The 24,942-nt window shown below is 66.5% G+C and carries 23 protein-coding genes; 15 read left to right on the forward strand and 8 right to left on the reverse strand.

Features of this window, described 5'->3' with window-relative positions; translation table 11 throughout:
* Nucleotides 1-426: 426 nt before the first annotated feature.
* From rpiA to IEX25_RS10165, 7 genes are all read left to right on the forward strand, one after another.
* Nucleotides 427-1,188: a ribose-5-phosphate isomerase RpiA gene (rpiA, locus tag IEX25_RS10135; RefSeq protein WP_188715063.1), complete on the forward strand. Its 762-nt coding sequence runs from the start codon at nt 427-429 to the stop codon at nt 1,186-1,188.
* On the forward strand, nt 1,185-2,582 hold the full coding sequence (gene gorA, locus IEX25_RS10140) for a glutathione-disulfide reductase (RefSeq protein ID WP_188715065.1): 1,398 nt from the start codon (nt 1,185-1,187) through the stop codon (nt 2,580-2,582). Before rpiA ends, gorA begins: the two co-directional genes overlap by 4 nt.
* 105 nt (nt 2,583-2,687) lie before the next feature.
* Nucleotides 2,688-3,962, forward strand: a complete 1,275-nt coding sequence (gene hflK, locus IEX25_RS10145; protein ID WP_188715066.1) for an FtsH protease activity modulator HflK — start codon at nt 2,688-2,690, stop codon at nt 3,960-3,962.
* A complete protein-coding gene (gene hflC, locus IEX25_RS10150; RefSeq protein WP_188715067.1) occupies nt 3,962-5,257 on the forward strand; it encodes a protease modulator HflC in 1,296 nt (431 codons plus the stop codon). Before hflK ends, hflC begins: the two co-directional genes overlap by 1 nt.
* 176 nt (nt 5,258-5,433) lie before the next feature.
* Nucleotides 5,434-6,996 (forward strand): Do family serine endopeptidase, encoded by a 1,563-nt coding sequence (locus IEX25_RS10155; protein ID WP_188715068.1) that lies wholly within the window; start codon nt 5,434-5,436, stop codon nt 6,994-6,996.
* Nucleotides 6,997-7,085: 89 nt separating this feature from the next.
* Nucleotides 7,086-7,610, forward strand: a complete 525-nt coding sequence (locus tag IEX25_RS10160; RefSeq protein WP_188715069.1) for a 2'-5' RNA ligase family protein — start codon at nt 7,086-7,088, stop codon at nt 7,608-7,610.
* Nucleotides 7,611-7,682: 72 nt separating this feature from the next.
* Nucleotides 7,683-8,006, forward strand: a complete 324-nt coding sequence (locus tag IEX25_RS10165) for a 2Fe-2S iron-sulfur cluster-binding protein (RefSeq protein ID WP_103171412.1) — start codon at nt 7,683-7,685, stop codon at nt 8,004-8,006.
* Here the strand turns inward: IEX25_RS10165 and hisA are convergent, their stop codons facing one another.
* Complete coding sequence (gene hisA / locus IEX25_RS10170) at nt 8,007-8,723, reverse strand: 1-(5-phosphoribosyl)-5-[(5-phosphoribosylamino)methylideneamino]imidazole-4-carboxamide isomerase (protein ID WP_188715070.1); 717 nt, start codon at nt 8,721-8,723, stop codon at nt 8,007-8,009.
* Nucleotides 8,724-8,866: 143 nt separating this feature from the next.
* Between hisA and IEX25_RS10175 the strand changes: the two genes are divergently transcribed.
* The gene (locus IEX25_RS10175) at nt 8,867-9,250 is read left to right on the forward strand and encodes a DUF2147 domain-containing protein (protein ID WP_188715071.1); all 384 of its coding nucleotides are present in this window, start codon (nt 8,867-8,869) and stop codon (nt 9,248-9,250) included.
* A 182-nt stretch (nt 9,251-9,432) separates the two neighbouring features.
* Here the strand turns inward: IEX25_RS10175 and IEX25_RS10185 are convergent, their stop codons facing one another.
* The 3 genes from IEX25_RS10185 to IEX25_RS10195 all read right to left on the reverse strand — a co-directional run bounded on the left by IEX25_RS10185 (nt 9,433) and on the right by IEX25_RS10195 (nt 11,627).
* On the reverse strand, nt 9,433-10,596 hold the full coding sequence (locus tag IEX25_RS10185; RefSeq protein ID WP_188715072.1) for an NAD-dependent epimerase/dehydratase family protein: 1,164 nt from the start codon (nt 10,594-10,596) through the stop codon (nt 9,433-9,435).
* Nucleotides 10,597-10,698: 102 nt separating this feature from the next.
* Nucleotides 10,699-11,373, reverse strand: a complete 675-nt coding sequence (locus IEX25_RS10190; protein ID WP_188715073.1) for an ABC transporter ATP-binding protein — start codon at nt 11,371-11,373, stop codon at nt 10,699-10,701.
* Nucleotides 11,370-11,627, reverse strand: coding sequence for a hypothetical protein (locus IEX25_RS10195; RefSeq protein WP_188715074.1), 258 nt, complete (start codon nt 11,625-11,627; stop codon nt 11,370-11,372). The genes IEX25_RS10190 and IEX25_RS10195 overlap by 4 nt, the downstream gene beginning before the upstream one ends.
* Nucleotides 11,628-11,717: 90 nt before the next feature.
* Between IEX25_RS10195 and IEX25_RS10200 the strand changes: the two genes are divergently transcribed.
* Entirely contained in the window at nt 11,718-12,365 is a 648-nt protein-coding gene (locus tag IEX25_RS10200) for an ABC transporter permease (RefSeq protein ID WP_188715076.1), read from the forward strand.
* Nucleotides 12,366-12,385: 20 nt separating this feature from the next.
* Here the strand turns inward: IEX25_RS10200 and choV are convergent, their stop codons facing one another.
* From choV to choX, 3 genes are read right to left on the reverse strand one after another with little or no spacing between them, the layout of a single operon-like run.
* Complete coding sequence (gene choV, locus IEX25_RS10205) at nt 12,386-13,414, reverse strand: choline ABC transporter ATP-binding protein (RefSeq protein ID WP_188715077.1); 1,029 nt, start codon at nt 13,412-13,414, stop codon at nt 12,386-12,388.
* Nucleotides 13,411-14,259, reverse strand: a complete 849-nt coding sequence (choW, locus tag IEX25_RS10210; protein ID WP_188715078.1) for a choline ABC transporter permease subunit — start codon at nt 14,257-14,259, stop codon at nt 13,411-13,413. The genes choV and choW overlap by 4 nt, the downstream gene beginning before the upstream one ends.
* Before the next feature lie 44 nt (nt 14,260-14,303).
* Nucleotides 14,304-15,239 (reverse strand): choline ABC transporter substrate-binding protein, encoded by a 936-nt coding sequence (choX, locus tag IEX25_RS10215; RefSeq protein ID WP_188715079.1) that lies wholly within the window; start codon nt 15,237-15,239, stop codon nt 14,304-14,306.
* Nucleotides 15,240-15,324: 85 nt separating this feature from the next.
* Here choX and betI point away from each other — a divergent pair, with 85 nt between their 5' ends.
* Genes betI through betA form a run of 3 tightly spaced genes read left to right on the forward strand, consistent with a single transcriptional unit; the run spans nt 15,325 to nt 18,961 of the window.
* A complete protein-coding gene (gene betI / locus IEX25_RS10220; RefSeq protein WP_103171419.1) occupies nt 15,325-15,891 on the forward strand; it encodes a transcriptional regulator BetI in 567 nt (188 codons plus the stop codon).
* The gene (gene betB, locus IEX25_RS10225; protein WP_188715080.1) at nt 15,888-17,333 is read left to right on the forward strand and encodes a betaine-aldehyde dehydrogenase; all 1,446 of its coding nucleotides are present in this window, start codon (nt 15,888-15,890) and stop codon (nt 17,331-17,333) included. Before betI ends, betB begins: the two co-directional genes overlap by 4 nt.
* A gap of 11 nt (nt 17,334-17,344) precedes the next feature.
* Nucleotides 17,345-18,961 (forward strand): choline dehydrogenase, encoded by a 1,617-nt coding sequence (gene betA / locus IEX25_RS10230; protein ID WP_188715081.1) that lies wholly within the window; start codon nt 17,345-17,347, stop codon nt 18,959-18,961.
* A gap of 75 nt (nt 18,962-19,036) precedes the next feature.
* On the opposite strand, the gene IEX25_RS10235 is transcribed toward betA, so the two are convergent.
* Nucleotides 19,037-19,777 (reverse strand): DsbA family protein, encoded by a 741-nt coding sequence (locus IEX25_RS10235; RefSeq protein ID WP_188715082.1) that lies wholly within the window; start codon nt 19,775-19,777, stop codon nt 19,037-19,039.
* Nucleotides 19,778-19,933: 156 nt separating this feature from the next.
* Between IEX25_RS10235 and IEX25_RS10240 the strand changes: the two genes are divergently transcribed.
* From IEX25_RS10240 to IEX25_RS10250, 3 genes are all read left to right on the forward strand, one after another.
* The gene (locus IEX25_RS10240) at nt 19,934-21,070 is read left to right on the forward strand and encodes a pyridoxal phosphate-dependent aminotransferase (RefSeq protein ID WP_188715166.1); all 1,137 of its coding nucleotides are present in this window, start codon (nt 19,934-19,936) and stop codon (nt 21,068-21,070) included.
* Nucleotides 21,067-22,266: an N-acetylmuramoyl-L-alanine amidase gene (locus IEX25_RS10245; RefSeq protein WP_188715083.1), complete on the forward strand. Its 1,200-nt coding sequence runs from the start codon at nt 21,067-21,069 to the stop codon at nt 22,264-22,266. The genes IEX25_RS10240 and IEX25_RS10245 overlap by 4 nt, the downstream gene beginning before the upstream one ends.
* Before the next feature lie 81 nt (nt 22,267-22,347).
* Nucleotides 22,348-24,897, forward strand: coding sequence for a penicillin-binding protein 1A (locus IEX25_RS10250; protein ID WP_188715084.1), 2,550 nt, complete (start codon nt 22,348-22,350; stop codon nt 24,895-24,897).
* Nucleotides 24,898-24,942: the final 45 nt, after the last annotated feature.

Here is a 24,942-nt window from a genome sequence, read left to right on the forward strand (position 1 = left end):
GCAGGGTTTCTGGCAAAAGCATACGAAACCCTGCAATTCAAAGCCAACAAAACCGCAGCTTCAGCACACAAAATCAATGCAGTAGAAGTTGTTCAGGCCGGACTACATAAGTGCGCAGAAATCACGGTTCTAATCATATTGGATATATTCCAATGAGCTGTTGCCCACGGTGACTCCCAAAATCAGGAATCACAATGAAATCATACAGTTTAATCTTTTGAAATTGCAACTAATTTCGGTGTCAAAACTCCGCTTGGATCCTTTTCAACTCAAAGCAAGTAATAATATGGTAAATTATGCCCCAGGATTGTGCGCCTGAGGCATGGGTGCTTGGAACCTGCAGCAGCGGCGTTTTCCGTCTCGGGCGTTCCACATGACCGCGGCTTGCCCTATAAGCATTCAACCAGTCCAAGCCGGAGGCCGCCGATGACCCAGAACCCCCAACCCGATCCCGCCAAGCTGGCCGCCGCGCGCGCCGCCGTGGCCCTGGTCCGGGACGGCATGAAGCTGGGCCTGGGCACCGGATCGACCGCCAGCGTCATGGTCCGCGAATTGGCCGCCCGCGTGCGTGCCGAGGGATTGTCGCTTCGCTGCGCCGCCACCTCTCGCGCGACCTGCGACCTGGCCGAAAGCCTGGGGCTGTCGATCGAAAGCCTGGATCAGATCGGCTGGCTGGACATGACCATCGACGGCGCCGACGAGGTCGATCCCGACCTGCACCTGATCAAGGGCGGCGGCGGCGCGCATCTGCGCGAAAAGATCGTCGCGGCGGCCAGCAAGCGGATGGTCGTCATCGCCGATCCCGGCAAGGTCGTGGAACAGCTTGGCGCCTTTCCCCTGCCGGTCGAGGTGCTGCAATTCGGGTTCGAGACCACCCGCACCCTGATCCGCCGCGCGCTTGCCGACCTGGATCTGGGCGACCGGGACGTTCTGCATCGCCTCAAGGGCAGCGACCCCTGGGTCACGGATGAAGGGAACTGGATCCTCGACCTGCATCTGGACTGCATTCCCGATCCGGTGGCCCTTGCGCGCGTGCTGTCGGCCATTCCGGGGGTCGTGGAACATGGGCTGTTCCTGGGCATGTGCCATCTGGCGATCATCGGCAAGCCGGACGGCACGGTTGTCCGGCTTGATCGCAATGCCGACATCGACGCCGACCTGCTGGCCGGCGAAGGGGACCAGCCATGAGCTTCGATTATGACCTGTTCGTGATCGGTGGCGGGTCCGGTGGCGTGCGGGCGGCCCGCGTCGCGGCGGGCGAACATGGCGCCCGCGTCGCCGTGGCCGAGGAAAGCCGCATGGGCGGCACCTGCGTGATCCGCGGCTGCGTGCCCAAGAAGCTGATGATCTTCGCGTCCCAGGCGGGCCTGATGGCCGAGGAGATGCGCGGCTATGGCTGGGAAGGCGCGCAGGCGGGCCGGTTCGACTGGCCGGTCTTCCGGTCGAAACTGGATGCCGAACTCACGCGGCTGGAACTGATCTATACCGCGAACCTGGAAAGGTCGGGCGTGCAGATCTTCCATCAGCGCGCCACCATCGTCGATGCCCACACGGTCGCCCTGGCCGACGGCACGACGAAGACCGCCAAGCATATCCTGATTGCGGTCGGCGGCCGCCCCGCCTTGCCCGGCATCCCCGGCGAGGAACTGGGCCTGATCTCGGACGACCTGTTCCTGATGAAGGAACTGCCGCGCCGGGTGCTGCTGGTCGGCGGCGGCTATATCGCCTGCGAATTCGCCACCATCCTGTCGGGCTTGGGCGTCGAGACCGTCCAGGTCTATCGCGGCGACGCGGTGCTGCGCGGCTTCGACCAGCAGGCCCGCGACATGGCGACCGTGCAGCTGAGCGAGATCGGCATCGACCTGCGGCTGAACGTCACCCCCACCGGACTGGCGCGCGCGGGCGACCGCATCGACGTCGCCTTCAACGACGGCAGCCACGAGGAATTCGACGCGGTGATCTGGGCCACCGGGCGCAATCCCTATACCGGCGGGCTAGGGCTGGAAAACACCGGCGTCCACCTGCGCGGGAATGGCGCGATCGCCGTGGACGAATGGTCGCAGACGGCGGTGCCGTCGATCTTTGCCGTAGGGGACGTGACCGACCGGGTAAACCTGACCCCCGTTGCCATCCGCGAAGGCCATGCCTTTGCCGACACGATCTTCGGCGGCCGGGCGCGCAAGGTCAGCCACGCCACCATCGCAAGCGCCGTTTATCTGCGCCCGCACGAGGTCGCGCAGATCGGCCTGACCGAGGAACAGGCCTGCGCGCGCGGCGACGTGGATGTCTATGCCACCACCTTCCGGCCCATGCGCTCGATGTTCGCGGGCAGCAACGCCAAGGTGATGATGAAGCTGCTGGTCGATCCCGGAACCGACGTCGTGCTGGGCTGCCACATCTTCGGTCCCGACGCGGGCGAGATGATCCAGCTTGCCGCGATCCCCATCACCATGGGCGCGACCAAGGCCGATTTCGACGCGACCATGGCGGTCCATCCCACCGCGGCCGAGGAACTGGTGACCATGCGTCAGCCCACCCGCCGGCACCGGCTGGAGGTTCCTGCACAGGCTGCAACCGCCTGACAATTGCGACAGATGGGCGCGGGCGGGGGCTGTTCGGGTTGACATTTCCCCCTGCCGGCCCAGTTTTCAGACAACGGAACGACGAAGAAGAAAGAAGGACCACGGATGGCAAGTCAGGGCCCTTGGGGCGGCGGAAGCGGCGGAGGAGATGACGAGGATCGCGACAAGCGTCCGGTGAACCGCCCCTGGGGACAGCAGCAACCACCAAAAGGGCCGCAGCGTCCCGGTGGCCCCCAGCAGATGCCCGAAATCGAAGAACTGATGAAGAAGGGCCAGGAACGCCTGCGCGTGCTGATGGGCGGACGCGGCAGCGGCAACGGACCGACCGGGGGCGGACCTCGGCGCCCGCAGACACCGGGCTTCCAGCTGAACCGGACCACGCTCACCATCGGCGGCCTGGTCCTGCTGGCCTTGTGGGCCTTCGCAAGCTTCTATCGCGTCCAGACCAACGAACGCAGCGTCGAATTCCTGTTCGGCCGCGCCGTGGCCGTGGGGACCGAGGGTCTGAACTTCGCCCCCTGGCCGGTCGTCACCGCCGAGGTCATCCCCGTGACCAACGAACGCGTGACCGAGATCGGCACGGGCCGCCAGGGCGAGATGGACAACGGGCTGATGCTGACCCGCGACCAGAACATCGTGGACATGGAATACCAGGTCGTCTGGAACATCTCGGACCCCGAGAAATTCCTGTTCAACCTGGCCGATCCTGCCGACACCATGCGCGCCGTGGCCGAATCCTCGATGCGCGACATCATCGCGCGCAGCGAACTGGCGCCGATCCTGAACCGCGATCGCGGCACCATCGCCAACGACCTGCAAACCTCGGTTCAGGAAACGTTGGATGCCTATCAGTCGGGGATCAACGTGGTCCGGGTCAACCTTGACCGCGCCGACCCGCCGGCCGAGGTGATCGACGCCTTCCGCGAGGTGCAGGCCGCCCAGCAGGAACGCGACCGGCTTGAAAAGGAAGCCGACGCATATGCCAACCGCGTCCTGGCCCAGGCCCGCGGTGACGCGGCCCAGGCCCTGGAACAGGCCGAGGCTTATCGCGCCCAGGCCGTCAACACCGCCCAGGGCGAGGCCGCGCGCTTCAATTCGATCTACGAGGAATATGTGAAGGCCCCCGACGTGACCCGCCGCCGGATGTATCTGGAAACCATGGAAACCGTGCTTGGCCGCGTGGACAAGGTGATCTTGGGCGATTCGACCGGGGGGCAGGGATCGGGCGTCGTGCCCTATCTGCCGCTGGACCAGTTGCGCCGGCAGGGATCGGGCACAAGCGGCCAGAACGCTGGCCAGAACGCCGGCCAGACGGGCACCAGCCTGCCCGGTTCGGGGCTGCAAGGCCAAGGCAACGCGACCACGGGGGGTAGCAACTGATGGCCAATGCTCGCAGAAATCTGGCCGCGACGCTGGCCATCCCGTTCCTGATCGTGGTGGCGGTGCTTGTCGCCTCGTCGTTGTTCATCGTGGACGAACGCGAAAAGGCGCTTGTGCTGCGCCTGGGCCGCGTGGTCGATGTGAAAGAGGAGCCGGGCCTCGGCTTCAAGGTGCCTTTCCTGGATAACGTCGAGAAATACGACGGCCGCATCCTGGGCCTGCCCACCGTGCCGCTGGAGGTCACGCCGCTGGATGACCGCCGCCTGATCGTGGACGCCTTCGCCCGCTGGCGGATCACCGATGTCGTGCGCTTCCGCCAGGCGGTCGGCGCGGGCGGCATCCAGGGGGCGCAGGGCCGTCTGGAACCCATCGTGCGCAACGCCATCCGCGAGGTTCTGGGCACCGTGCCGTCCACCAGCGTCCTGTCGGACGACCGGACCGCGCTGATGAACCAGATCCGGGACGAGGCGCGCAACAACTCGGAAGGGCTGGGGGTCGAGATCATCGACGTCCGCCTGACCCGCACCGACCTGCCCGAGCAGAACCTGAATGCGACCTATGCCCGGATGCGGGCCGAGCGTCAGCGCGAGGCCGCCGACGAGATTGCCCGGGGTGGCGAGGCCGCGCAGCGCGTCCGCGCCGCCGCCGACCGGACCGTGACCGAACTGACCTCGGAAGCGTCCAAGCGGGCCGAGATCGTGCGCGGTGAAGCCGACGCCCAGCGGAACGCCATCTATGCCGACGCCTTCGGCCGCGACCCCGAGTTCTTCGCCTTTACCCGGTCGATGACCTCGTACGAACGGGCGCTGCAGGGCGACAACAGCACCATGGTCCTGCAGCCCGAGGGCGAGTTCTTCAGCTATCTGCGCGATGACGGCGCCAGCCGCGCCAATCCGTCGGCGACCCCGGTGCCCGCAGGCAATTCGGCAGCGTCCGTCCTGGAGCCGCAGGCCCAGGAGGAGGAAGAAGGCCTGGTGACTCCCACCGTCACCGACCGCGAGGGCAACCCCTTGGGCGAAAGCGCGGGCGTCAAGCTGACCCCGGTGCCGGAAATGCTGACGACCCCGCCGCAGCAAAGCGACGGCGTCGTGGCGCCCGTCAGCGGCGCTGCCGAGCCTGCCCCCGCCGATCAGGCCCCGCCAGCAACCGACGCGGAAGCCGCCGACCCGGCAGCGGCGCCCGAAGCCGCTGACGCGGCCACGGATGCGGCAGGCGAACAGGCGGCAGAGCCCGCAGCGCCAGAGGCCGGGGTCGAAGGGACCGATCCGGCCCCGGAAGCCCAGCCGGGCCAGTAATGAAGACGGACAGGGGCAGGTGGCGACATCTGCCCCTTCTGCAATAAAAGTCACGATCAGTTCACTGCCCGAGAGCGTGGTTTATTTGCAACGCCGCCCTATTTCTTCTTCATAACACCAGCGGTCCCCCGGCCCTTTGTCAGGACCGACGAACTGCGTAAGATGAGGACATCCGCATGAAGACGTTTTCTGCTCGGCATCTTCTGACTGCCTCGGCGCTGGCCGTGACCGTCGGCCTTGGTATTGCGGCGGCGCAGGACGCGCAGCCCGATATCTCGCCCGAGGCCAGCCAGCAGGCGCAAGAGGCGGCGAACAACAACGAACCGCTGAAGGCGGAACGGCAGGCCGGTTCGTCCCAGGTCATGCCCGACAGCTTCGCCGATCTGGTCCAGCAGGTCGCCCCGGCTGTGGTCAACATCACCACAAGCGCCGTGGTGGCCCAGCCCACCGGCGGCGAGGGCGGGCCGATGTTCCCCGAGGGCAGCCCGTTCTCCGACCTGTTCCGCGACTTCGGCATCCCCGGAATGCCCAACCAGCCGGGCCAGGGCGGACCCCGGATGCCCCAGCGGTCGAATGCGCTTGGGTCGGGCTTCGTGATTTCGTCTGACGGCTTCATCGTCACGAACAACCACGTCATCGAGGGCGCCGACGAGATCGAGATTGAGTTCTATTCCGGCGAGACGCTGGCCGCCGAAGTGGTCGGCACCGATCCCAACACCGACGTGGCCCTGTTGAAGGTCGAAAGCGACGAGCCGCTGCCCTTCGTGGAATTCGGCAATTCCGACGACGCCCGCGTGGGCGACTGGGTTCTGGCCTTGGGCAACCCGCTGGGCCAGGGCTTTTCGGCCAGTTCAGGCATCGTTTCGGCCCGGAACCGCGAATTGTCCGGCACCTATGACGACTATCTGCAGACCGACGCGGCCATCAACCGCGGCAACTCGGGCGGGCCGCTGTTCAACCTGCAGGGCGAGGTCGTGGGCGTGAACACCGCGATCCTGTCACCCAATGGCGGGTCGATCGGCATCGGCTTCTCGATGGCGTCGAACGTGGTGTCCAGCGTCGTGGACCAGTTGCGCGAATTCGGCGAAACCCGGCGCGGCTGGCTGGGCGTCAAGATTCAGGACGTGACCCCCGACATGGCCGAGGCGCTTGGCCTTGCGGCAGAATCCGGCGCGATGGTGACGGATGTTCCCGACGGTCCCGCGAAGGATGCCGGGATGCGCGCGGGCGACGTGATCACCAATTTTGCCGGATCGCCCGTCGAGGATACCCGCAGCCTGGTCCGCCGCGTGGCCGAGGCTCCGGCAGGCGAGCCGGTCGATGTGGTCGTGCAGCGCCAGGATGGTCCCGTGACCCTCAGCGTGACGCTGGGCCGGCGCGAGACGGCGGAAGGCACGGGCAATGCCACCGCAGGGCAGGGTGGGAACGGCCCCGCCCAGCAGGACATCCTGGGCATGTCGCTGTCGGCCCTGACGGCCGAGATGGCGCAGGACATGGGCCTGCCGAATGACGCCAAGGGCCTGGTGATCCAGGAAATCGACCCGGAAAGCGAAGCCGCCGAAAAGGGCCTCGCCCCCGGCGACATCATCACCGAGGCGGGCCAGCAGCCGGTCGCCTCCATCGCGGACCTGAACGCCCGCATCGAGGAGGCGCGCGAGGCGGGCCGCAAGTCGCTGCTGGTCCTGGTGCGCCGCGACGGAGAGCCGCGCTTCGTGGCCCTGCCGGTCGGCGAAAGCTGAGGGCTGACGGCGCAAGCCCGTGAAGCACGTCAGGGGCGGTTCGCATCGGCGAGCCGCCCTTTTCACGACGGTATGGTGGAACTTGGAAGATGGCCGACGACGACCCGCTGATCCTGACCGCCTGGCTGGACGACACCAGCTTCGAGTTCTTCCAGACCATGCGGCAGCGGCATTTCCCGCCCGCGCGCAACCACATTCCCGCGCATCTGACGCTGTTTCATCATCTGCCGGGCGACGGGATCGGCTGGATCACGCAGGAATTGCAGAAGGTCGCCCAGGAACTTGCCCCGGTCGAAGGGCAGGTGGCGCGGCTGCGGTTTCTGGGCAGGGGCGTCGCCTATGATATCGACTGCCCCGCGATCGAACGGCTGCGCGACGACCTGTCGGCGGCCTTTTCCCAGGTGCTGACCCCGCAGGACCGCCAGCGGATGAGGCCCCATGTCACGATCCAGAACAAGGTAGCCCCGCCCGAGGCCCGCGCCCTGTTCGACGGACTGTCCGCCGAATTCCGGCCCTTCCCCCTGACCATCAGGGGGATGCTGCTGTGGCATTACCGGGGCGGGCCCTGGGACGAGGCGGGCCGGTTTCCCTTCAGCGTCCCGGCGCAAGCGTAAGGCGCGCACGCCCCTTTTCATTGCGGGGGCGATGGCCTATCTGCCCCCTGCACAGCAAAGGATACGCAAGCCATGGCCCGCATCACCTATATCGAGCATAACGGAACCCGGCACGAGGTTGACGTGAAGCCCGGCATGACGGTGATGGAAGGGGCGCGCGACAATGGCGTGCCGGGCATCGACGCAGATTGCGGCGGCGCCTGCGCCTGTTCGACCTGCCATGTCTATGTCGATCCTGCCTGGCTGGACCAGCTTCCCCCCCGCGACCCGATGGAGGAGGACATGCTGGATTTCGCCTGGCAGCCCGATCCCGAACGGTCGCGCCTGACCTGCCAGATCAAGGTGACCGAGGCGCTTGACGGTCTGGTCGTCCAGATGCCCGAACGCCAGATCTGATCACTTCAGCATCGCCAGGGCCTGCGACAGGTCGATCGCCCCGTCATAAAGCGCCCGCCCCGAGATCGCGCCCGCGATCACCTGCGTGTCCTTCAGCGCGCGCAGATCGTCCAGCGACGACACCCCGCCCGAGGCGATGACCGGGATGCCGACCGCGCGGGCCAGGGCCTCGGTCGCCGCGATGTTCGGGCCCTGCATGGCCCCGTCGCGGTCGATGTCGGTATAGATGATCGCGGCGACGCCCGCGTCCTGGAACTGGCGGGCGAGGTCGGTGGCCATCACCTCGGTCTCGGTGGCCCAGCCACGGGTGGCGACGCGACCCGCGCGGGCGTCGATGCCGACCGCGATCCGGCCCGGAAAGGCTGCTGCCGCCTGGCGCACCAGGTCGGGATTTTCCACCGCGACGGTGCCCAGGATCACGCGCGTCAGGCCTTTGTCCAGCCAGCCTTCGATGGTCGCCATGTCGCGGATGCCGCCGCCAAGCTGGGCGGGGATGTCGATGGCCGACAGGATCGCCTCGACCGCCGCCCCGTTGACCGGATGGCCCGCGAAGGCGCCGTTCAGGTCCACGAGGTGCAGCCATTCCGCACCCGCATCCTGGAAGGCGCGAGCCTGTGCCGCCGGATCGGTGCCGAAGACGGTCGCGGCCTCCATTTCGCCGCGCAGCAGGCGGACGCAGTTGCCGTCCTTCAGGTCGATGGCGGGGTAAAGGATCATGGCAGCCTCCTGGTTTCGCGGATCGCGCAACCCTTTGCCACGCGGGCGGGCGGAACGGAAGGGCGGGCTGCGACCTGACGTCACGCTTGCCAGAAACCGGGCGCCGCGCGCAGCATCCATCCATCCTTGGAGGAGGGAACCCCATGCGTCACATCATCGCCACAGCCTTTCTTGCCCTGGCAGGCACCGCAGCCGCCGCCGACCCGATCGAGGGCGTCTGGCAGACCCAGCCGGACGAAGGATCCTTCGCCCATGTCACCATCGCCCCCTGTGGTGGGGCCTTCTGCGGCACGATCACCCGCACCTTCAAGGATCGCGCCGAATACCAGTCGCCGAACCTTGGGCGTCAGATCGTCATCGACATGGCCCCCCAGGGCGGCGGCAACTATTCCGGCAAGGTATGGCGCCCCGCCAACGACAAGATCTACAACGGCAAGGCCAGCGTCCAGGGCGACCGGATGAGCCTGTCGGGCTGCGTCGCGGGCGGGCTGATCTGCAAAAGCCAGACCTGGGCGCGGGTTCAGTAAGGACACTCACCGCACGGCCCGGCCTGCGCGAACCGCGAAACCAGAAGGCCGCGATGATCCTTTAACCGGCCATCGACCTGAAGGACGGAAACTGCATCCGCCCGCCGCGCGGAGAGATGGAGGCCGCGCCTGCTGGGACCGAGTGACGAACGCACCCGCAGGACGGCGGGTGCGTCAGCAATTCACGCGGTCCGCCATTGCGACACGCAGGGGATCTTGTTCCGGTCGCAGCGGTCGGCGAATTTCCGGGCGATTTCCTGCACCTCGGCCAGCAACCCGTCCTCCAGCTTGATCGGATCGAGGCCAAGCCCAAGGAAACGGTCGTTGGCGACGTGCAGGTCGTTCTCGTCCGCCTCGTTGCGGGGGTTCTTGAGGAACGCGACCTCGACGCCGGTCTGGTCGGCGATCATCTGCGCCAGATCGCGGACGCGGTGGGTTTCGGTCATCTGGTTCAGGATGTTGACCCGGTCGCCGCGCGCCGGCGGGTTCGTCAGCGCCAGTTCGATGCAGCGGCAGGTGTCCTGGATGTGGATGAAGGCGCGGGTCTGCCCGCCCGTTCCATGCACCGTCAGCGGATAGCCGATCGCGGCCTGCATCAGGAAGCGGTTCAGCACCGTGCCGTAATCGCCGTCATAGTCGAAGCGGTTGATCAGCCGGTCGTCCATGCGGGTTTCCTCGGTCTGGGTGCCCCAGACGATGCCCTGGTGCAGGTCGGTGATCCGCACGCCGTCGTTCTTGTTGTAATAGAAGAAGAACAGCTGATCCTGGGTCTTGGTCATGTGATAGATCGACCCCGGATTGGCGGGATACAGGATTTCCTGCCGGTGGGGGCCGTTCTCGGTCTCGATCACGACATCAAGATAGCCTTCGGGGATCTTCATGCCCGCCGTGCCATAGCCATAGACGCCCATCGTGCCCAGGTGGACCAGGTGGATGTCCTGTCCGCTTTCGACGATGGCGGCCAGAACGTCGTTGGTGGCGTTCAGGTTGTTGTTGACCGTGTAACGCTTGTGCCAGCTGGACTTCATCGAATAGGGCGCGGCCCGCTGTTCGGCGAAATGGATCACCGCGTCGGGCTTTTCGTCGCGCAGCAGGGTCAGCAGGCGGTGGTAATGCTTGCCCACCGTGAAGTTCTCGACCCGGATCTGGTGGTTGGTCAATTCCTGCCAGGCGCGAACCCGTTCGCCTAGGGGGCGGATCGGGGTCAGGCTGCTGACCTCAAGCTCCACGTCGATCTTCCGGCGCGACAGGTTGTCCACGATGATGACGTCATGGCCGCGCGCCGACAGATGAAGGGCCGTGGGCCAGCCGCAGAAACCGTCTCCGCCCAGAACGATGATTTTCATGAACCTGCCCTTATGGATGCGCTGCTCGCCGCCTTGTAATGGGGCGGCATGGCAGACGCCATAGCCGCCATGCGGCCGACACGGGACCGTTGCAATCCGGTCCTAGCCCGCCTTGGCCACGGCCCGCTGCATGTTGGCGGTATGGACCGCGATGGCATCTTCCAGATCGTGGAAATAGCTGAGCTTTCCGTTTTCCAAGACCGCCCCGGCCTGGCAGATCTCTCTCAGGGAGGGCATGGAATGGGACACGACGACCGCCCCGGCCGCCTTCATGCGCGCGTTGAAGACATGGTTTGACTTGGCGCGGAAGGCGGCGTCGCCCACGGCCGACACCTCGTCCACCAGATAGGTGTCGAAGGGCACCGCCATGGACACGCCAAAGGCCAGCCGCGCCCGCATCCCCGACGAATAGGTGCGGAACGGAAGATAGAAATGCTGGCCCAGTTCGGCGAAATCCTCGACGAAGTCGCGCATCTCGTCCGTGTCGATGCCATAGACGCGCGCGACAAAGCGGCAGTTCTGTTCCCCCGTCAGTTCGCCGTTGAAGGACCCCGCAAAGCCCACCGGCCAGCTGATCGTGCCGGTGGACAGGATCCGCCCCGAGGTGGGCAGCATCGCCCCCGAGATCATCCGCAACAGCGAGGACTTGCCCGCGCCGTTGCGTCCCAGCAGCGCCACGGACACGCCCGTCGGAAAGGTCACGTTCATGTTGTCGGCCACGACCTTTCGCCGCCCGTTCAGCTTGTAGATCTTGGTGAGGTTTTCCAGCCGGATCATCGACGGTCGCGCAAACTGTAATAGGTCAGGATGCCGACGATCCAGATCAGCAGCAGAAATCCGCCCAGCAGGGGCAGCAGCTTCAGCCGCTTGGGGAATTCGGAATCCTCGGCCAGGGTCGGCTTGACATAGGCGGCCAGGTATCGGGTCTGGCGCGCGGCTTCGGCGCGGGCGGCGTCATAGGCGGCCCGGGACGCGATATAGGTCTGTTCCGCGAATTCGCGATCCACCATCAGGCTTTCGAACTGGCCCACGACCGTGGACAGCGCCTCGCCAGTGGCGGTCTCGGAACCGAATTTCTGGCGTTCTGCGGCGATCTGTTCGCCGAATCCCTGGCCGGCATCGTGCTGTTGACGCTGGTCTTTTCCATGGTCCTGGCCAAGCCACCCATCGGCACGAACTTCCCGATCTTCTATGCGACGGGGATGGTGCCCTTCCTGTTCTACATGGCGATATCCGGCAAGGTGGCGCAGTCCATCCTGTATTCCAAGGCGTTGCTGGCCTATCCCGCCGTGACCTTCATGGACGCCTTGCTGGCGCGCATGATCATGAACGGCATCACGCAGATGCTGGTGGCCTATATCGTTTTTGCCGCGCTTCTGTTTTTCCAGGACACGCGAACCGACCCCCAGGCAGGGGGAATTGCCCTGTCGCTGCTGATGGCCTTTTCCTTTGGCGTCGCCGTGGGGGCGGTGAACTGTTTCCTGACCGAGGCTTTTTCCTGGTGGCCGCAGGTCTGGGCGATCCTGAACCGGCCCTTGTTCCTGATTTCCTGCGTCTTCTTCATGTATGACGATATCCCGGCGCCGTTTTCGGACTATCTGTGGTTCAATCCGCTGGTCCATGTGGTCGGCCAGAGGCGGAAGGCCTTTTATCCGTCCTATGCAGGGGACTATGTCAGCCCGCTTTATGTGCTGGGGGTGTCGCTGTTCGTCTATGCCCTCGGCCTGGCGCTTCTGATCCGCTATCACCGCGACCTGCAGAACAGCTGACCGGCCCCGATCAGCCCGGATCAGCCCTGGGGGTTTATCAGCCTGCTCAGCACCGCGTCGCGGGTGATGCAGCCGCCGCCCTGGACGGGCAAGGCGGGCCGGTCCGCCAGCAGTTCCATCACCCGGCGCACCGGCATGTCGCGGGGGACCGGATCGCCCCCCAGGCCCTCGGGCACATCGCCCGGCTGGACCACGTCGGCGGCGGTCAGGACGCCCAGCGGGTTCATGTGGGCCACGAAATCGGCGACATAGTCGTTGACCGGGTTGGCGATGATGTCGCGTGCGGTGCCGATCTGGACGATGCGCCCGCCCTCCATCAGGGCGATGCGGTTGCCCAGCTTGAAGGCCTCGTCCAGGTCATGGCTGACGAAGATGATCGTGCGGCGGGTCTTGGCCTGCAGTTCCAAAAGTTCATCCTGAAGACGCGCGCGAATCAGGGGATCCAGGGCGCTGAAGGGTTCGTCCATCAGCAGGATCGGTGCCTGGGTGGCAAAGGCGCGGGCCAGGCCCACGCGCTGCTGCATCCCGCCCGACAGGTCGCCCACCTTGCGTTCGGCCCAGTCGGTCAGGCCGACCGTTTCCAGTTGCGCGTCAACGCGCGCGCGACGTTCGGCGGCGGGCATCCCCGCCAGTTCCAGCCCCAGGCCCACGTTTTCGCGCACGCTGCGCCAGGGCAGCAGGCCGAACTGCTGAAAGACCATCGCCACATGGCGCAGGCGGATGTCGCGCAGCGCGCGCCGGCCCGCCCCGCTGACGGAAATCATGCCGTTGCCGTCCCAGACCCGGACCTCGCCCCGGCAGACGTGGTTCAGGGCATTGACCGCGCGCAGCAGGGTGGACTTGCCCGATCCCGACAGGCCCATCAAGACCAGGATTTCTCCCTGCCGGACGTTGAGGGAACAGTCGTGGACGCCCAGGACCTGGCCCGTGGCGCTGCGGATTTCGCCGCGTTCCTTGCCCTGGTCCATCAGCGGCAGGGCGGTTTCCGGGTGATCGCCGAAGACGATGCTGACGCGGTCGAATTCGACGGCGTTGGGTATGGTGTTCATTTCCGGCCCTCCATCCGCAGCATCCGGTCCAGAAGGATCGCCACCACGACGATCACGAAACCCGATTCGAAGCCAAGCGAGGTGTTCACGCTGTTCAGCGCCCGCACCACCGGAACCCCAAGGCCGGATGCGCCCACAAGCGCCGCGATCACCACCATGGACAGCGACAGCATGATGGTCTGGTTCAGGCCCGCCATGATCTGGGGCAGGGCGCTTGGCAGTTCGACCTTCCACAGAAGCTGGCGCGGCGTGGCGCCAAAGGCGGTCGCGGCCTCGACCAGGGCGGGCGGGGTGGATGCGATGCCAAGCTGCGTCAGCCGGATCGGCGCGGGCAGCACGAAGATCACGGTCGCCAGCAGGCCCGGCACCATGCCGATGCCGAAGAAGACGATGGCCGGGATCAGATAGACGAAGGTCGGCAGCGTCTGCATCAGGTCCAGCACGGGCCGCATCCAGGCATAAAGGCGCGGCCGGTGCGCGGCGGCGATGCCCACGGGAACGCCGATCGCCATGCAGACCAGGCAGGCCGCCAGAACCAGCGTCAGGGACTGCATCATCTCGTCCCAGTAACCCTGGTTCAGCACGAACAGCAGGCCCAGGGCGACCAGCAGGCAGGTCTTCCAGTTCCGTTGCAGCAGCCAGGTCAGCGCCACCGCCAGCAGGATGAACAGGAAGGGATGGGGGGCTTCCAACGCGGCGAGGATCCGGCCGATCAGCCATTCCAACGCGCCCGCTATGGTATTGAACAAGCCGGCCGCATTGGCGTTCAGCCAGTCGAAGACCCCCTTGGCCGTGCGGCCCACGGGGATCTTGTTGTCAGTCACCCATGCCGTCAACTGCTCCATGCGCGATTCCTTGCTGGTTTAAGGGAAGGCGGACGCGCCGGCGATCAGCCGGACAGCGCCTCGGTCAGGGCGGCCTGCGCGTCGTTGCCGTCGAATGTCGTCACGCCGTCCAGCCAGGAGGTTGCGGCATCGGGATTGGCCGACAGCCATTCCTTTGCAGCCTCCATCGGATCCTGGCCGTCGTTCAGGATCATGCCCATGACCTCGTTCTCCATGGGCAGGGTGAATTCCAGGTTCTGCAGGAACTTGCCCACGTTGGGGCATTCCGTGACATAGCCCTGGCGGGTGTTCGTGCGCACCTCGGCGCCGCCCAGGTCGGGGCCGAACACCTCGTCGCCGCCGGTCAGGTAGGTCATCTCGAACTGGGCGTTCATCGGATGGGGCTCCCATCCCAGGAACACGATCGGCTGGTCGGCGCTGCTGGCGCGGGCGACTTGGGCCAGCATCCCCTGTTCGCTGGATTCGACCACCTCGAAGGTGCCCAGGCCGAACTTGTCGCCGGCCACCATCTCCAGCAGCAGGCGGTTGCCGTCGTTGCCCGGCTCGATGCCATAGATCTGGCCCGACAGCGCGTCCTTGTGTTCCGCGATCTTGCCGAAGTCGGTGATGCCCAGGTCGGCGCCCGCCTTGTTCGTGGCCAGCGTGTATTTCGCCCCCGTCAGGTTGGTGCGCACCGTGTCCACCGTGCCCGCGTCGCGATAGGGGGCGATGTCGGCCTCCATCGTGGGCATCCAGTTGCCCAGGAAGACGTCCACGTCATCGGTGGACAGCGCCGTATAGGTGACGGGCACCGACAGCAGCTTCGTTTCCGTCTCGTATCCCAGGGCCTGCAGCACGGTCGAGGCAAGCGCCGTCGTCGCCGTGATGTCGGACCAGCCCACATCGGAAAACACGACCTGGCGGCAATCGTCTGGTTCAGCGGCGAAGGCGGGTCCGGCCACGGCAATCGCAAGGGTGGTGATCAGGCTTTTGCGGATCATGCGGTGCATCCCTGTTCTTGATTGGTTGATCAATTAAAGATAGACAGGCTTCGAATAGCAACAGTTTCTTTGCACAGGTGCTGCCTTGCCCAAGATTGGCGCCGAGCCTATCCGAAAAGCCGCGTTAATCAACGCCACGATCTTCGAGGTCGGGCGCACGGGGTCGCTTGACGTCACCGTGGCCCAGATCGCGCGGCGGGCCGGCATGTCGCCTGCGCTGGCGCATCACTATTTCGGGTCCAAGGACCAGATCTTTCTGGCCGCGATGCGCTATATCCTGCGCGTCTATGGTGGATCGGTCGCGGAACGGCTGCCCGGCCACGGGACGCGCGGCCGGCTGAACGCCATCATCCACGCCAGCTTCGCGCCGCAGAATTTCCAGCGCGAAACCGTCAGCGCCTGGGTCAACTTCTATGCCCTGGCGCTCATCAACCCCGAGGCCGAGCGGCTGCTGCGCGTGTATCACCGCCGGCTGCGGTCGAACCTGATTCTGGCGCTGCGCCCGCTGACCGACGATCCGGCCCGCGTGGCCGAAACCCTGGGCGCGCTGATCGACGGCGTTTACCTGCGCACCGTCCTGACGCGCGACGATGTGGATGCCGCCGCCGCCGAAAAGCTGATCTTCGATTACCTGGACGAGGTTCTGTCTTGACCCACGACGCCCAACCCCCCGCCAGCCTGTTCATCGACGGCGCCTTTGTCGAAGGCGAGGGCGGGGCGCTGCCCGTCTTCTATCCCTACACCGGCCAGGAAATTGCCTCGCTGCGCGAGGCTTCCGGGACCCAGGTGGCGCTTGCCTGCCAATCCGCCGCCCGCGCGCAACCTGCCTGGGCGGCGATGAGCCCTGCCGACCGGGGCCGCGTCCTGTCCCGCGCCGCCGCCATCATCCGCGACCGGAACGAGGACCTGTCGCGGCTGGAAACGCTGGATACCGGCAAGCCCATCCAGGAAACGCTGGTGGCCGACTGGGCATCCGGCGCGGCGGCGCTGGAATATTTCGGCGGCCTGGCCGCGACCGTGACCGGCCAGATGATCCCCCTGGGCCGCGACTGGGCCTATACCCGGCGCGAGGCCCTGGGCGTCTGCGCGGGCATCGGGGCCTGGAACTATCCCAGCCAGATCGCCTGCTGGAAGGCCGCGCCCGCCCTGGCCATGGGCAACGCCATGGTTTTCAAGCCGTCCGAGGAAACGCCGCTGGGCGCCCTGAAACTGGCCGAGATCCTGGTCGAGGCCGGGGCGCCCCCTGGCATATTCAATGTCGTCCAGGGGGGCGGAGAGGTCGGGGCCGCGCTTGTCACCGATCCCCATGTCGCCAAGGTCTCGCTGACCGGATCGGTGCCGACGGGCCGCCGCGTCTATGCCGCCGCAGCCGAGGGGATGCGCCATGTCACGATGGAACTGGGCGGCAAGTCGCCCTTGATCGTCTTCGACGACGCCAGCCTGGACGATGCCGTGGGCGCGGCGATCCTGGCGAATTTCTATTCCTCGGGCCAGATCTGTTCCAACGGCACGCGGGTGTTCCTGCAACAGGGCATCGCGCGACGCTTCCTGGATCGGCTGGCGGAACGGCTGGCGACGATCCGCACGGGCGACCCGCTGGACCCTGAAACGCAATTCGGCCCGATCATCAACGGCACGCAGGCGGGCAAGATCCGCGCGGCCATCGCGGCGGGCCGGGACGCGGGCGCGCGGCTGGTCTGCGGCGGGGTGGGAGAGGGGGCCTTCATCCCGCCCACCGTATTTGCCGACGCCACCGACGACATGACCATCACCCGCGACGAAATCTTCGGCCCGGTGATGACCACCCTGACCTTCGCGGACGAAGCCGAGGCCGTGGCCCGCGCCAATGCCACCGGCTTCGGCCTGGCAGCCGGGGTCTTTACCCGCGACCTGACCCGCGCCCATCGCGTGGTCGCCGCGCTGGAGGCCGGCACCTGCTGGATCAACGCCTATAACCTGACGCCGGTCGAGATGCCCTTCGGCGGCGTCAAGATGTCGGGCCTGGGGCGCGAGAACGGCACCGCCGCCATCGAGCATTATTCGCAACTCAAGACCGTCTATGTCGGCATGGGCGCCGTCGAGGCGCCATACTAAGGGGGATCGCCATGACCGCTGATTACGTCATCGTCGGCGCCGGTTCCGCCGGTTGCGCGCTTGCCTATCGCCTGACCGAGGCCGGGCATTCCGTCACGCTGATCGAGTATGGCGGCAGCGACATCGGCATCTTCATCCAGATGCCGGGCGCGCTGTCATACCCGATGAACATGCCGCGATACGACTGGGGCTTCCAGACGCAGCCCGAACCCCATCTGGGCGGGCGCAGGCTGGCCACGCCGCGCGGCAAGGTGCTGGGCGGATCGTCCTCCATCAACGGCATGGTCTTCGTGCGCGGCCACCGCAAGGATTACGACCACTGGCGCGACAGCGGCGCGACCGGCTGGGGTTACGCGGACGTGCTGCCCTATTTCAAGCGGATGGAAACCTGGCACGGCGGCGCATCCCCCTTGCGCGGCACCGACGGCCCCCTGCACGTCACCCGCGGCAAGCGCCGCAACCCGCTGTTCAACGCCTTTATCGAAGCCGGGCAGCAGGCAGGCTGGCCCTATACGCCCGACTACAACGGCGAACAGCAGGAAGGCTTCGGCCCGATGGAGGCCACGATCTGGAAGGGCCGCCGCTGGTCCGCCGCCAATGCCTATCTGCGCCCGGCGCTCAAGACCGGCCGCCTGACCGTGATCCGCGCCTTCGCCCGCCGCATCCTGTTCCAGGGCAAGCGTGCCCATGGCGTCGAAATCGAGCGCAAGGGCCAGATCCAGGAAATCCGCGCAACGCGCGAGGTCATCGTCTCGGCCAGTTCCATCAACACGCCCAAGCTGCTGATGCTGTCGGGCATCGGCCCCGCCGACCACCTGCGAAGCCACGGCATCGCGCCCTTGGCCGACCGTCCCGGCGTCGGGTCGAACCTGCAGGACCACCTTGAAATCTACATGCAGTACAAGGCGCTGAAGCCGATCACGCTCTACACCTATTACAACCTTCTGGGCAAAAGCCGAGTGGGCGTGGAATGGCTGCTGCAGAAGACCGGCCTGGGCGCGTCGAACCAGTTCGAAAGCTGCGGCTTCATCCGGTCGTCCGATGCCGTGGATTACCCCGACATCCAGTATCACTTCCTGCCGCTGGCCGTGCGCTATGACGGCAAGGCGGCGGCGCAGGGCCACGGCTTCCAGGCCCATGTCGGCCCGATGCGGTCGAAGTCGCGCGGCACCGTGCGGCTGGCCTCAGGCGATCCGGCGGCCGCGCCCGAGATCCGCTTCAACTACATGTCCCATCCCGACGACTGGGCCGAGTTCCGCGCCTGCGTCCGCCTGACCCGAAAGATCTTCGACCAACCCGCCTTTGCCGAATATCGCGGCGACGAGATCCAGCCCGGCGCGCAAGTCCAAACCGACGATCAGATCGACGCCTTCATCCGCGACCATGCCGAATCGGCCTATCACCCCTGCGGCACCGCGCGCATGGGCGCGGCCAGCGACCCGATGGCCGTGGTGGACCCGGACCTGAAGGTGATCGGGGTCGAAGGGCTGCGGGTTGCCGACAGTTCGATCTTCCCGCGCATCACCAACGGCAACCTGAACGGCCCCTCGATCATGGTCGGCGAAAAGGCCGCCGACCACATCCTTGGCCGCATCGCCCAGGCTGACGACCGCATGGCCGCCGAATAGCCGCTTCTTCGTTGCCCAAATACCCCCGCCGGAGGCACCTGCCCGCGCGGCAGGCGCCACCGGCGCGGATGGGCGTCAGCCGTTCCCCTCGCGCGCGGCGGCGACGGCGGGCTCCAGCCCGTTCGCGGGCATGCCGCGCAGCAGGGTGTCGCCGATCACGAAGGTCGGCGTGCCCATGATCGCCATGCGTTCCGCCAGTTGCCGGTTCTCGCGCAGCACGGCCGATACGGATTCGGTGTTCATGGTGTTGATCACCTCGTCGCCGTCTATGCCGATATCCGCCGCGATGCCCTTCAGCGCCTCGGGCGAGGGCGCGCCGCGCAGGGCCATCAGGGCGTCATGGGCCTGGACATAGGCTTCGTCCCCGCCGATCTGCTTCGCCGCCACCGCGAACCGGGCCGAGGTTTCGCTCTCGGGTCCAAGGATGGGGAATTCCTTCAGGATGAACCGGATGTTGCCGTCGCTTTCGACGATGTCGTGGATCTGGTCGTTGAACTTGCGGCAATATCCGCAGCGATAGTCGATGAACTCCACCACCGTCACGTCGCCGTCGGGGTTTCCGCCGACCCAACTGTGCCCGTCCTCGAAGATGGCGTCGCGGTTGGCGGCGACCAGGGCCACGTCGTTCTGGGCCTCGGACGCGACGCGGCGTTCCTCCAGCACGTTGATGGATTCCACCAGAACCTCGGGGTTCGCCATCAGGTATTCGCGCACCGCATCCCCGAAGGCTGCCTTCTCGGCGTCCGACATGGCGGAAATGTCGAAGGCCAGGGCGGGGGTCGCGGTCAGCATCAGCGCGGCGATCAGGCGTTTCATCGGGATCCTCGGGTGTTCCGTTTCGCATGACCTTGGCCCCTGCGGCCGATCTTGGCAAGAAAGCCGCTGACAAAGCTGCGTGACCGGGGGCTTTTCGTGCGCCCTGGGCCAGCGTAAGACATGGAAAAAAGACAAAAGGCCGAAGGCATGAGCAGCATCAGGAAATCCGTCCGCGGACAGGTCGATCCCTTCATCGTCATGGACGTGATGGAAGCCGCCTCTCGCGCCGAGGCCGCGGGCCGCCACATCATCCACATGGAGGTGGGCCAGCCGTCCACCCCCGCGCCCGAAGGCGCGCGGCGTGCGCTTGCCGCCGCGCTGGAACAGCCGCTGGGCTATACGGTCGCCTTGGGCCTGCCCGCGCTGCGGCAGGGCATCGCGGACCTTTACCGCCGCTGGTATGGCGTCGATCTGGATCCGGCGCGCGTGGTCGTGACGCCCGGCAGCAGCGGGGCCTTCATCCTTGCATTCTCGGCCCTGTTCGACGCGGGCGACAAGGTGGCCATGGGCTTTCCCGGCTATCCCAGCTATCGCCAGATCCTGCGGGCCATGTCGCTGGAACCCGTCGGCATCCCGACGCGGCCCGAGGACCGCTATCAGCCGCGTCCCGGCGACCTGCCCGATGGCTGCAAGGGGCTGATCCTCGCCTCGCCGGGCAATCCCTCGGGCACGGTGCTGCGGACGGATGAATTGCGCGCGTTGTCGGATGCCGCGCGGGCCAAGGGCATGGCGCTGATCTCGGACGAGATCTATCACGGCCTGTCCTATGGCGACCGCTGCCATTCCGCGCTGGAGGTGACGGACGACGTGTTCGTCATCAATTCCTTCAGCAAGTATTTCTCGATGACCGGCTGGCGGGTGGGCTGGATGGTCGTGCCCGAGGATCACATCCGCACCGTCGAACGGCTGGCCCAGAACATGTTCATCTGCCCGCCCCATGCCAGCCAAGTCGCGGCGCTTGCCGCGCTTGACTGCACGGATGAAGCGGACGCGAACCTGGCCGTCTATGCCGAAAACCGCCGGCTGATGCTGGAAGGGCTGCCCAAGGCGGGCTTTCACCGCATCGCGCCGCCAGAGGGGGCGTTCTACATCTATGCCGATGTGTCGGACCTGACGGACGATTCGCTGGCCTTCGCGGCCGAGATCCTGGACAAGGCGGGCGTCGCGGTGACGCCTGGCCTGGATTTCGATCCCGAACGGGGCGCCCGGACGCTGCGCTTCTCCTATGCCCGCGCAACGGCCGACATCGCCGAGGGCCTTCGCCGACTGACGGAGTTCATGGCCGCAAGATGAAGGTGCTGGCGCTGATCCTGTCCTTGCTGGTGGCTTTTCCCGTCTGGGGAAACGAACCGGCGCGTCTGGACATCGGGGGATCGGCGCTTGTGGCGACGGGGCGCGGTTGGGGCGGGCCGCAGCCGCTGGAACTGCGGCTGTCGCTGACCAAGGCGGTGCCTTACCGGTCCTATCTGGTGGATGGGCCGCCGCGCCTGGTGGTCGATGTGAAGGACACCGATTTCGGGCTGGCCCGGCCCCAGGATCTGTTCGGCGCGGATCTGGCCCCGGCGATCCGCTGGGGACCCTATCGGGAAGGGTGGTCGCGCGTGGTCGTCGAACTGCCCGGGACTTACCGCATCGACAGCGCGGGCCAGCAGGCGCGGGCGGCCTTGTCCCAGATCACCGTGGCCCTTGCCCCCGTCGCGGCCCAGGACTTTGCGCCCCGGCCATCGGCCACCGCCGCCCTGCGCGATCTGCCCGAACCGGCGGAACTGCCCGCCCAGCCTGGGGACGAGGGCTTCACGGTGGTTCTGGACCCCGGCCATGGCGGCTTCGATCCCGGCGCCCTGGCGGAAGGCGAAAGCGAGGCGAACCTGGTCCTGGTCTTTTCGCTTGAACTGCGCGCGGCCTTGCAGGCGCGGGGGATCACCGTGGAAATGACGCGCAGCGACGACAGCTTCGTCGCGCTGGAACGGCGGATGACCACGGCCCGGCAGGCGCGGGGGGATCTGTTCATCTCGCTTCACGCCGATGCGCTGCCGCAGGGGCAGGCGGCGGGGGCCACGGTCTATGTCTGGAATCCCGCCGCCGACGATCGCGCGGCCGAACAACTGTCGCTGCGGCACGGGCGCGACGATCTGGTGGCGGGCGCGGATCTGACCGGGCATGACGATGCCCTGACCGGGGTGTTGATGGATTTCGTGCGCACCGACACCCAGCCCCGTTCGGAAAGCTTCGCCCGCTGGCTGACGTCGCGGATGTCCCTGATGGGGATCGGGATGCACGAACGGCCCGTCCAGCGCGCCACCTATTCGGTGCTGAAATCGCCCGACATTCCCTCCGTCCTGCTGGAACTGGGCTTCATTTCCGACCACGACGACCGGGCCAACCTGCTGAACCCGCTGTGGCGCGGGCGCATGGTGCAGGTGGTGTCGGACGCCATCGTCGGCTGGGCGCGGGACGAGGCGGCGCGCGCCGCGATGCTGCGTCAATAAGGGCGCGGATCGCCCAGTGTTGTTTTGACCGGACGGGGCCGCGCCGCTATAGACGGGCCAAGTCCACGGAAAGGCCCCCACTTGCTGCGCAGCATCCTGTCCTTTTTCGGTGCCATCTTCTCGTGGTTCGTCACGGCGAGCTTTTTCATCGCGCTGACGGTGGGTGCGATCTTCTGGATCTATTCGCGCGACCTGCCCAGCCACGAGACCTTGGCCCAGTACACGCCCAAGACGATCAGCCGCATCTATTCGGGCGAGGGGATGCTGATCGACGAATTCGCCGAGGAACGCCGCCTGTTCGTCCCGATTGAGGAAATCCCCGATCTGGTCAAGCACGCCTTCATCAGCGCCGAGGACAAGAACTTCTACAACCACCCCGGCTATGACGTGCGCGGCATCGTCGGTGCGGCCTATCAGGCGGTGGCGTCGCGCGGGTCGTCGGTGCGCGGCGCGTCCACCATCACCCAGCAGGTGATGAAGAACTTCCTGCTGGATGGCAGTCGCAGCGTCGAACGCAAGGTCAAGGAACTGATCCTGGCGTCGCGGCTGGAACGCACGCTGTCCAAGGACCAGATCCTGGAACTGTATCTGAACGAGATCTTCCTGGGCCAGAACAGCTTCGGCGTGGCTGCGGCCGCGCAGACCTATTTCAACAAAGCCCTGGCCGAACTGGCCCCGCACGAGGCCGCGATGCTGGCCGCCATGCCGCAGGCGCCCAGCACCTATCACCCCGTGCGCGCCAAGGACCGCGTGACCGAACGGCGCAACTATGTGCTGCGGGAAATGTGGCAGAACGGCTATATCGACGAGGCCACCTATCAGGCCGAGGCGAAGCTGCCGCTGAAATCGGTGCAGAACGGCGACTTTCCGGCGTTCCGCCAGCAATTGCCGCCCCGCGATTATTTCACCGATGAAATCCGCCGCCAGTTGTCCGCGCAGTTCGGCAACGAGGAATTCTTCGGCGGCGGCCTGACCATCCGCGCCACCGTCGCCCCCGACCTGCAGGCTGCCGCCGCCGATGCGCTGCGCCAGGCACTTGAGGATTACGACCGCGGCACCGGCGTCTGGCGCGGCACGGGCGAGACGATCCCGGCCGAGCAGCTGACCGACGAGGCCGCATGGCGCGGCGCGCTGTGGCAGGTGCAGGTGCCGCGCGACATTCCCGGCTGGCATCCGGCCGTGGTGCTGGAACTGGGCGACAGCGACGCCCGCATCGGCATCGAGGGGATCGAGGAAGACGCCGACGGCCACTGGATCCCGGCCGAGGATGTCCGCTGGGCGCGCAAGCGCGGTCCCGACCGCAGGCTTGGCCCGCGCGCGCAGGTGGCGGGCGATCTGGTCGCCGTCGGCGATGTGGTGCTGGTCCGCGCCATGACGCGCGACAGCGACGGCAGCTTCATCCGCTGGACCCTGCGCCAGGTGCCCGAGATCCAGGGCGGCTTCATGGCGATGGACGTGAACACCGGCCGCGTCATGGCGATGCAGGGCGGGTTCAGCTATCAGTCATCGGTGTTCAACCGCGCCACGCAGGCGCAGCGTCAGCCGGGGTCCAGCTTCAAGCCCTTCGTCTATGCCGCCGCGCTGGACAACAACTATACCCCCGCCACCATCGTCGTGGACGAGCCGATCACGCTGAACACCCCCTTCGGGTTGTGGGAGCCTAAGAACTCGACCGGCAAGACCTATGGCCCGACGCCCCTGCGGACGGGCATCGAGATGTCGCGCAACCTGATGACCATCCGCATCGCCCAGGATATCGGGATGGATCGGGTGGCCGACTATGCCGAACGCTTCGGCGTCTATGACGATCTCAAGCCGTTCCTGGCGAACGCACTGGGCGCGCAGGAAACCACGCTGTTCAAGATGGTCGCGGCCTATGCCATGTTCGCCAATGGCGGCGAACGGGTGGAACCCACGCTGGTGGACCGCGTGCAGGACCGGCGCGGGCGCACCATCTATCGCCACGACCAGCGGGTCTGCGAGACCTGCGGCCAGCAGGCGCTGCCGGCGGGGCAGGGGCCGGTGATCGACTCCAACCGCGAACGGGTGATGGACGCGGTGACGGCCTATCAGCTGACCTCGATGCTGGAAGGCGCGGTCAAGCGCGGATCGGCCAGCGGGGTCGATCTGCCGGTGCCGATCGCGGGCAAGACCGGCACCACCAACGACGCCAAGGACGTGTGGTTCATCGGCTATTCCTCCAACATCGTGGCGGGCTGTTACCTGGGCTATGACCAGCCGCGCAGCCTGGGATCGAACGCCTATGGCGGGACGCTGTGCGTGCCGGTGTTCAACGCCTTCATGCGCAAGGCGGTGGCGGAATACGGCGGCACCGAATTCGCGGTCCCGCCCGGGGGTTACTGGGTCAAGATCGACCGCACCACCGGCCAGCGGCTGTCGGACAGCGCCAGCGGGCCGAATGTCGTGGCCGAATATTTCCGCAACGGCACCGATCCCGACTGGGGTTCGCCGCTGATCGTGTCGGGCTTCGGCGACGGGAACGTGGTCCTGCCCTGGCAGGCGGGCGCGGGGTCCGGGTCGGGGAAGGCCGTCACCACATCGACCGGGGAACGCAAGGTCATCCCCAGCCGCACCGATTTCGGGACCATGTCCTCGGGCGGGCTTTACTGAACGGCGGCTGCGGGACCGTGGGTGGCAAGGGGCGGTCCGACCCTT

Source organism: Paracoccus acridae (assembly GCF_014642735.1).
Taxonomy (GTDB): Bacteria; Pseudomonadota; Alphaproteobacteria; order Rhodobacterales; family Rhodobacteraceae; genus Paracoccus; species Paracoccus acridae.

Excerpts from the sequence above, each read along its gene's own strand:
- rpiA (WP_188715063.1), top strand. The coding sequence starts at position 427 with ATGACCCAGAACCCCCAACCCGATCCCGCCAAGCTGGCCGCCGCGCGC.
- gorA (WP_188715065.1), top strand. The coding sequence starts at position 1,185 with ATGAGCTTCGATTATGACCTGTTCGTGATCGGTGGCGGGTCCGGTGGC.
- hflK (WP_188715066.1), top strand. The coding sequence starts at position 2,688 with ATGGCAAGTCAGGGCCCTTGGGGCGGCGGAAGCGGCGGAGGAGATGAC.
- hflC (WP_188715067.1), top strand. The coding sequence starts at position 3,962 with ATGGCCAATGCTCGCAGAAATCTGGCCGCGACGCTGGCCATCCCGTTC.
- IEX25_RS10155 (WP_188715068.1), top strand. The coding sequence starts at position 5,434 with ATGAAGACGTTTTCTGCTCGGCATCTTCTGACTGCCTCGGCGCTGGCC.
- IEX25_RS10160 (WP_188715069.1), top strand. The coding sequence starts at position 7,086 with ATGGCCGACGACGACCCGCTGATCCTGACCGCCTGGCTGGACGACACC.
- IEX25_RS10165 (WP_103171412.1), top strand. The coding sequence starts at position 7,683 with ATGGCCCGCATCACCTATATCGAGCATAACGGAACCCGGCACGAGGTT.
- hisA (WP_188715070.1), bottom strand. The coding sequence starts at position 8,723 with ATGATCCTTTACCCCGCCATCGACCTGAAGGACGGCAACTGCGTCCGC.
- IEX25_RS10175 (WP_188715071.1), top strand. The coding sequence starts at position 8,867 with ATGCGTCACATCATCGCCACAGCCTTTCTTGCCCTGGCAGGCACCGCA.
- IEX25_RS10185 (WP_188715072.1), bottom strand. The coding sequence starts at position 10,596 with ATGAAAATCATCGTTCTGGGCGGAGACGGTTTCTGCGGCTGGCCCACG.
- IEX25_RS10190 (WP_188715073.1), bottom strand. The coding sequence starts at position 11,373 with ATGATCCGGCTGGAAAACCTCACCAAGATCTACAAGCTGAACGGGCGG.
- choV (WP_188715077.1), bottom strand. The coding sequence starts at position 13,414 with ATGAACACCATACCCAACGCCGTCGAATTCGACCGCGTCAGCATCGTC.
- choW (WP_188715078.1), bottom strand. The coding sequence starts at position 14,259 with ATGGAGCAGTTGACGGCATGGGTGACTGACAACAAGATCCCCGTGGGC.
- choX (WP_188715079.1), bottom strand. The coding sequence starts at position 15,239 with ATGATCCGCAAAAGCCTGATCACCACCCTTGCGATTGCCGTGGCCGGA.
- betA (WP_188715081.1), top strand. The coding sequence starts at position 17,345 with ATGACCGCTGATTACGTCATCGTCGGCGCCGGTTCCGCCGGTTGCGCG.
- IEX25_RS10235 (WP_188715082.1), bottom strand. The coding sequence starts at position 19,777 with ATGAAACGCCTGATCGCCGCGCTGATGCTGACCGCGACCCCCGCCCTG.
- IEX25_RS10245 (WP_188715083.1), top strand. The coding sequence starts at position 21,067 with ATGAAGGTGCTGGCGCTGATCCTGTCCTTGCTGGTGGCTTTTCCCGTC.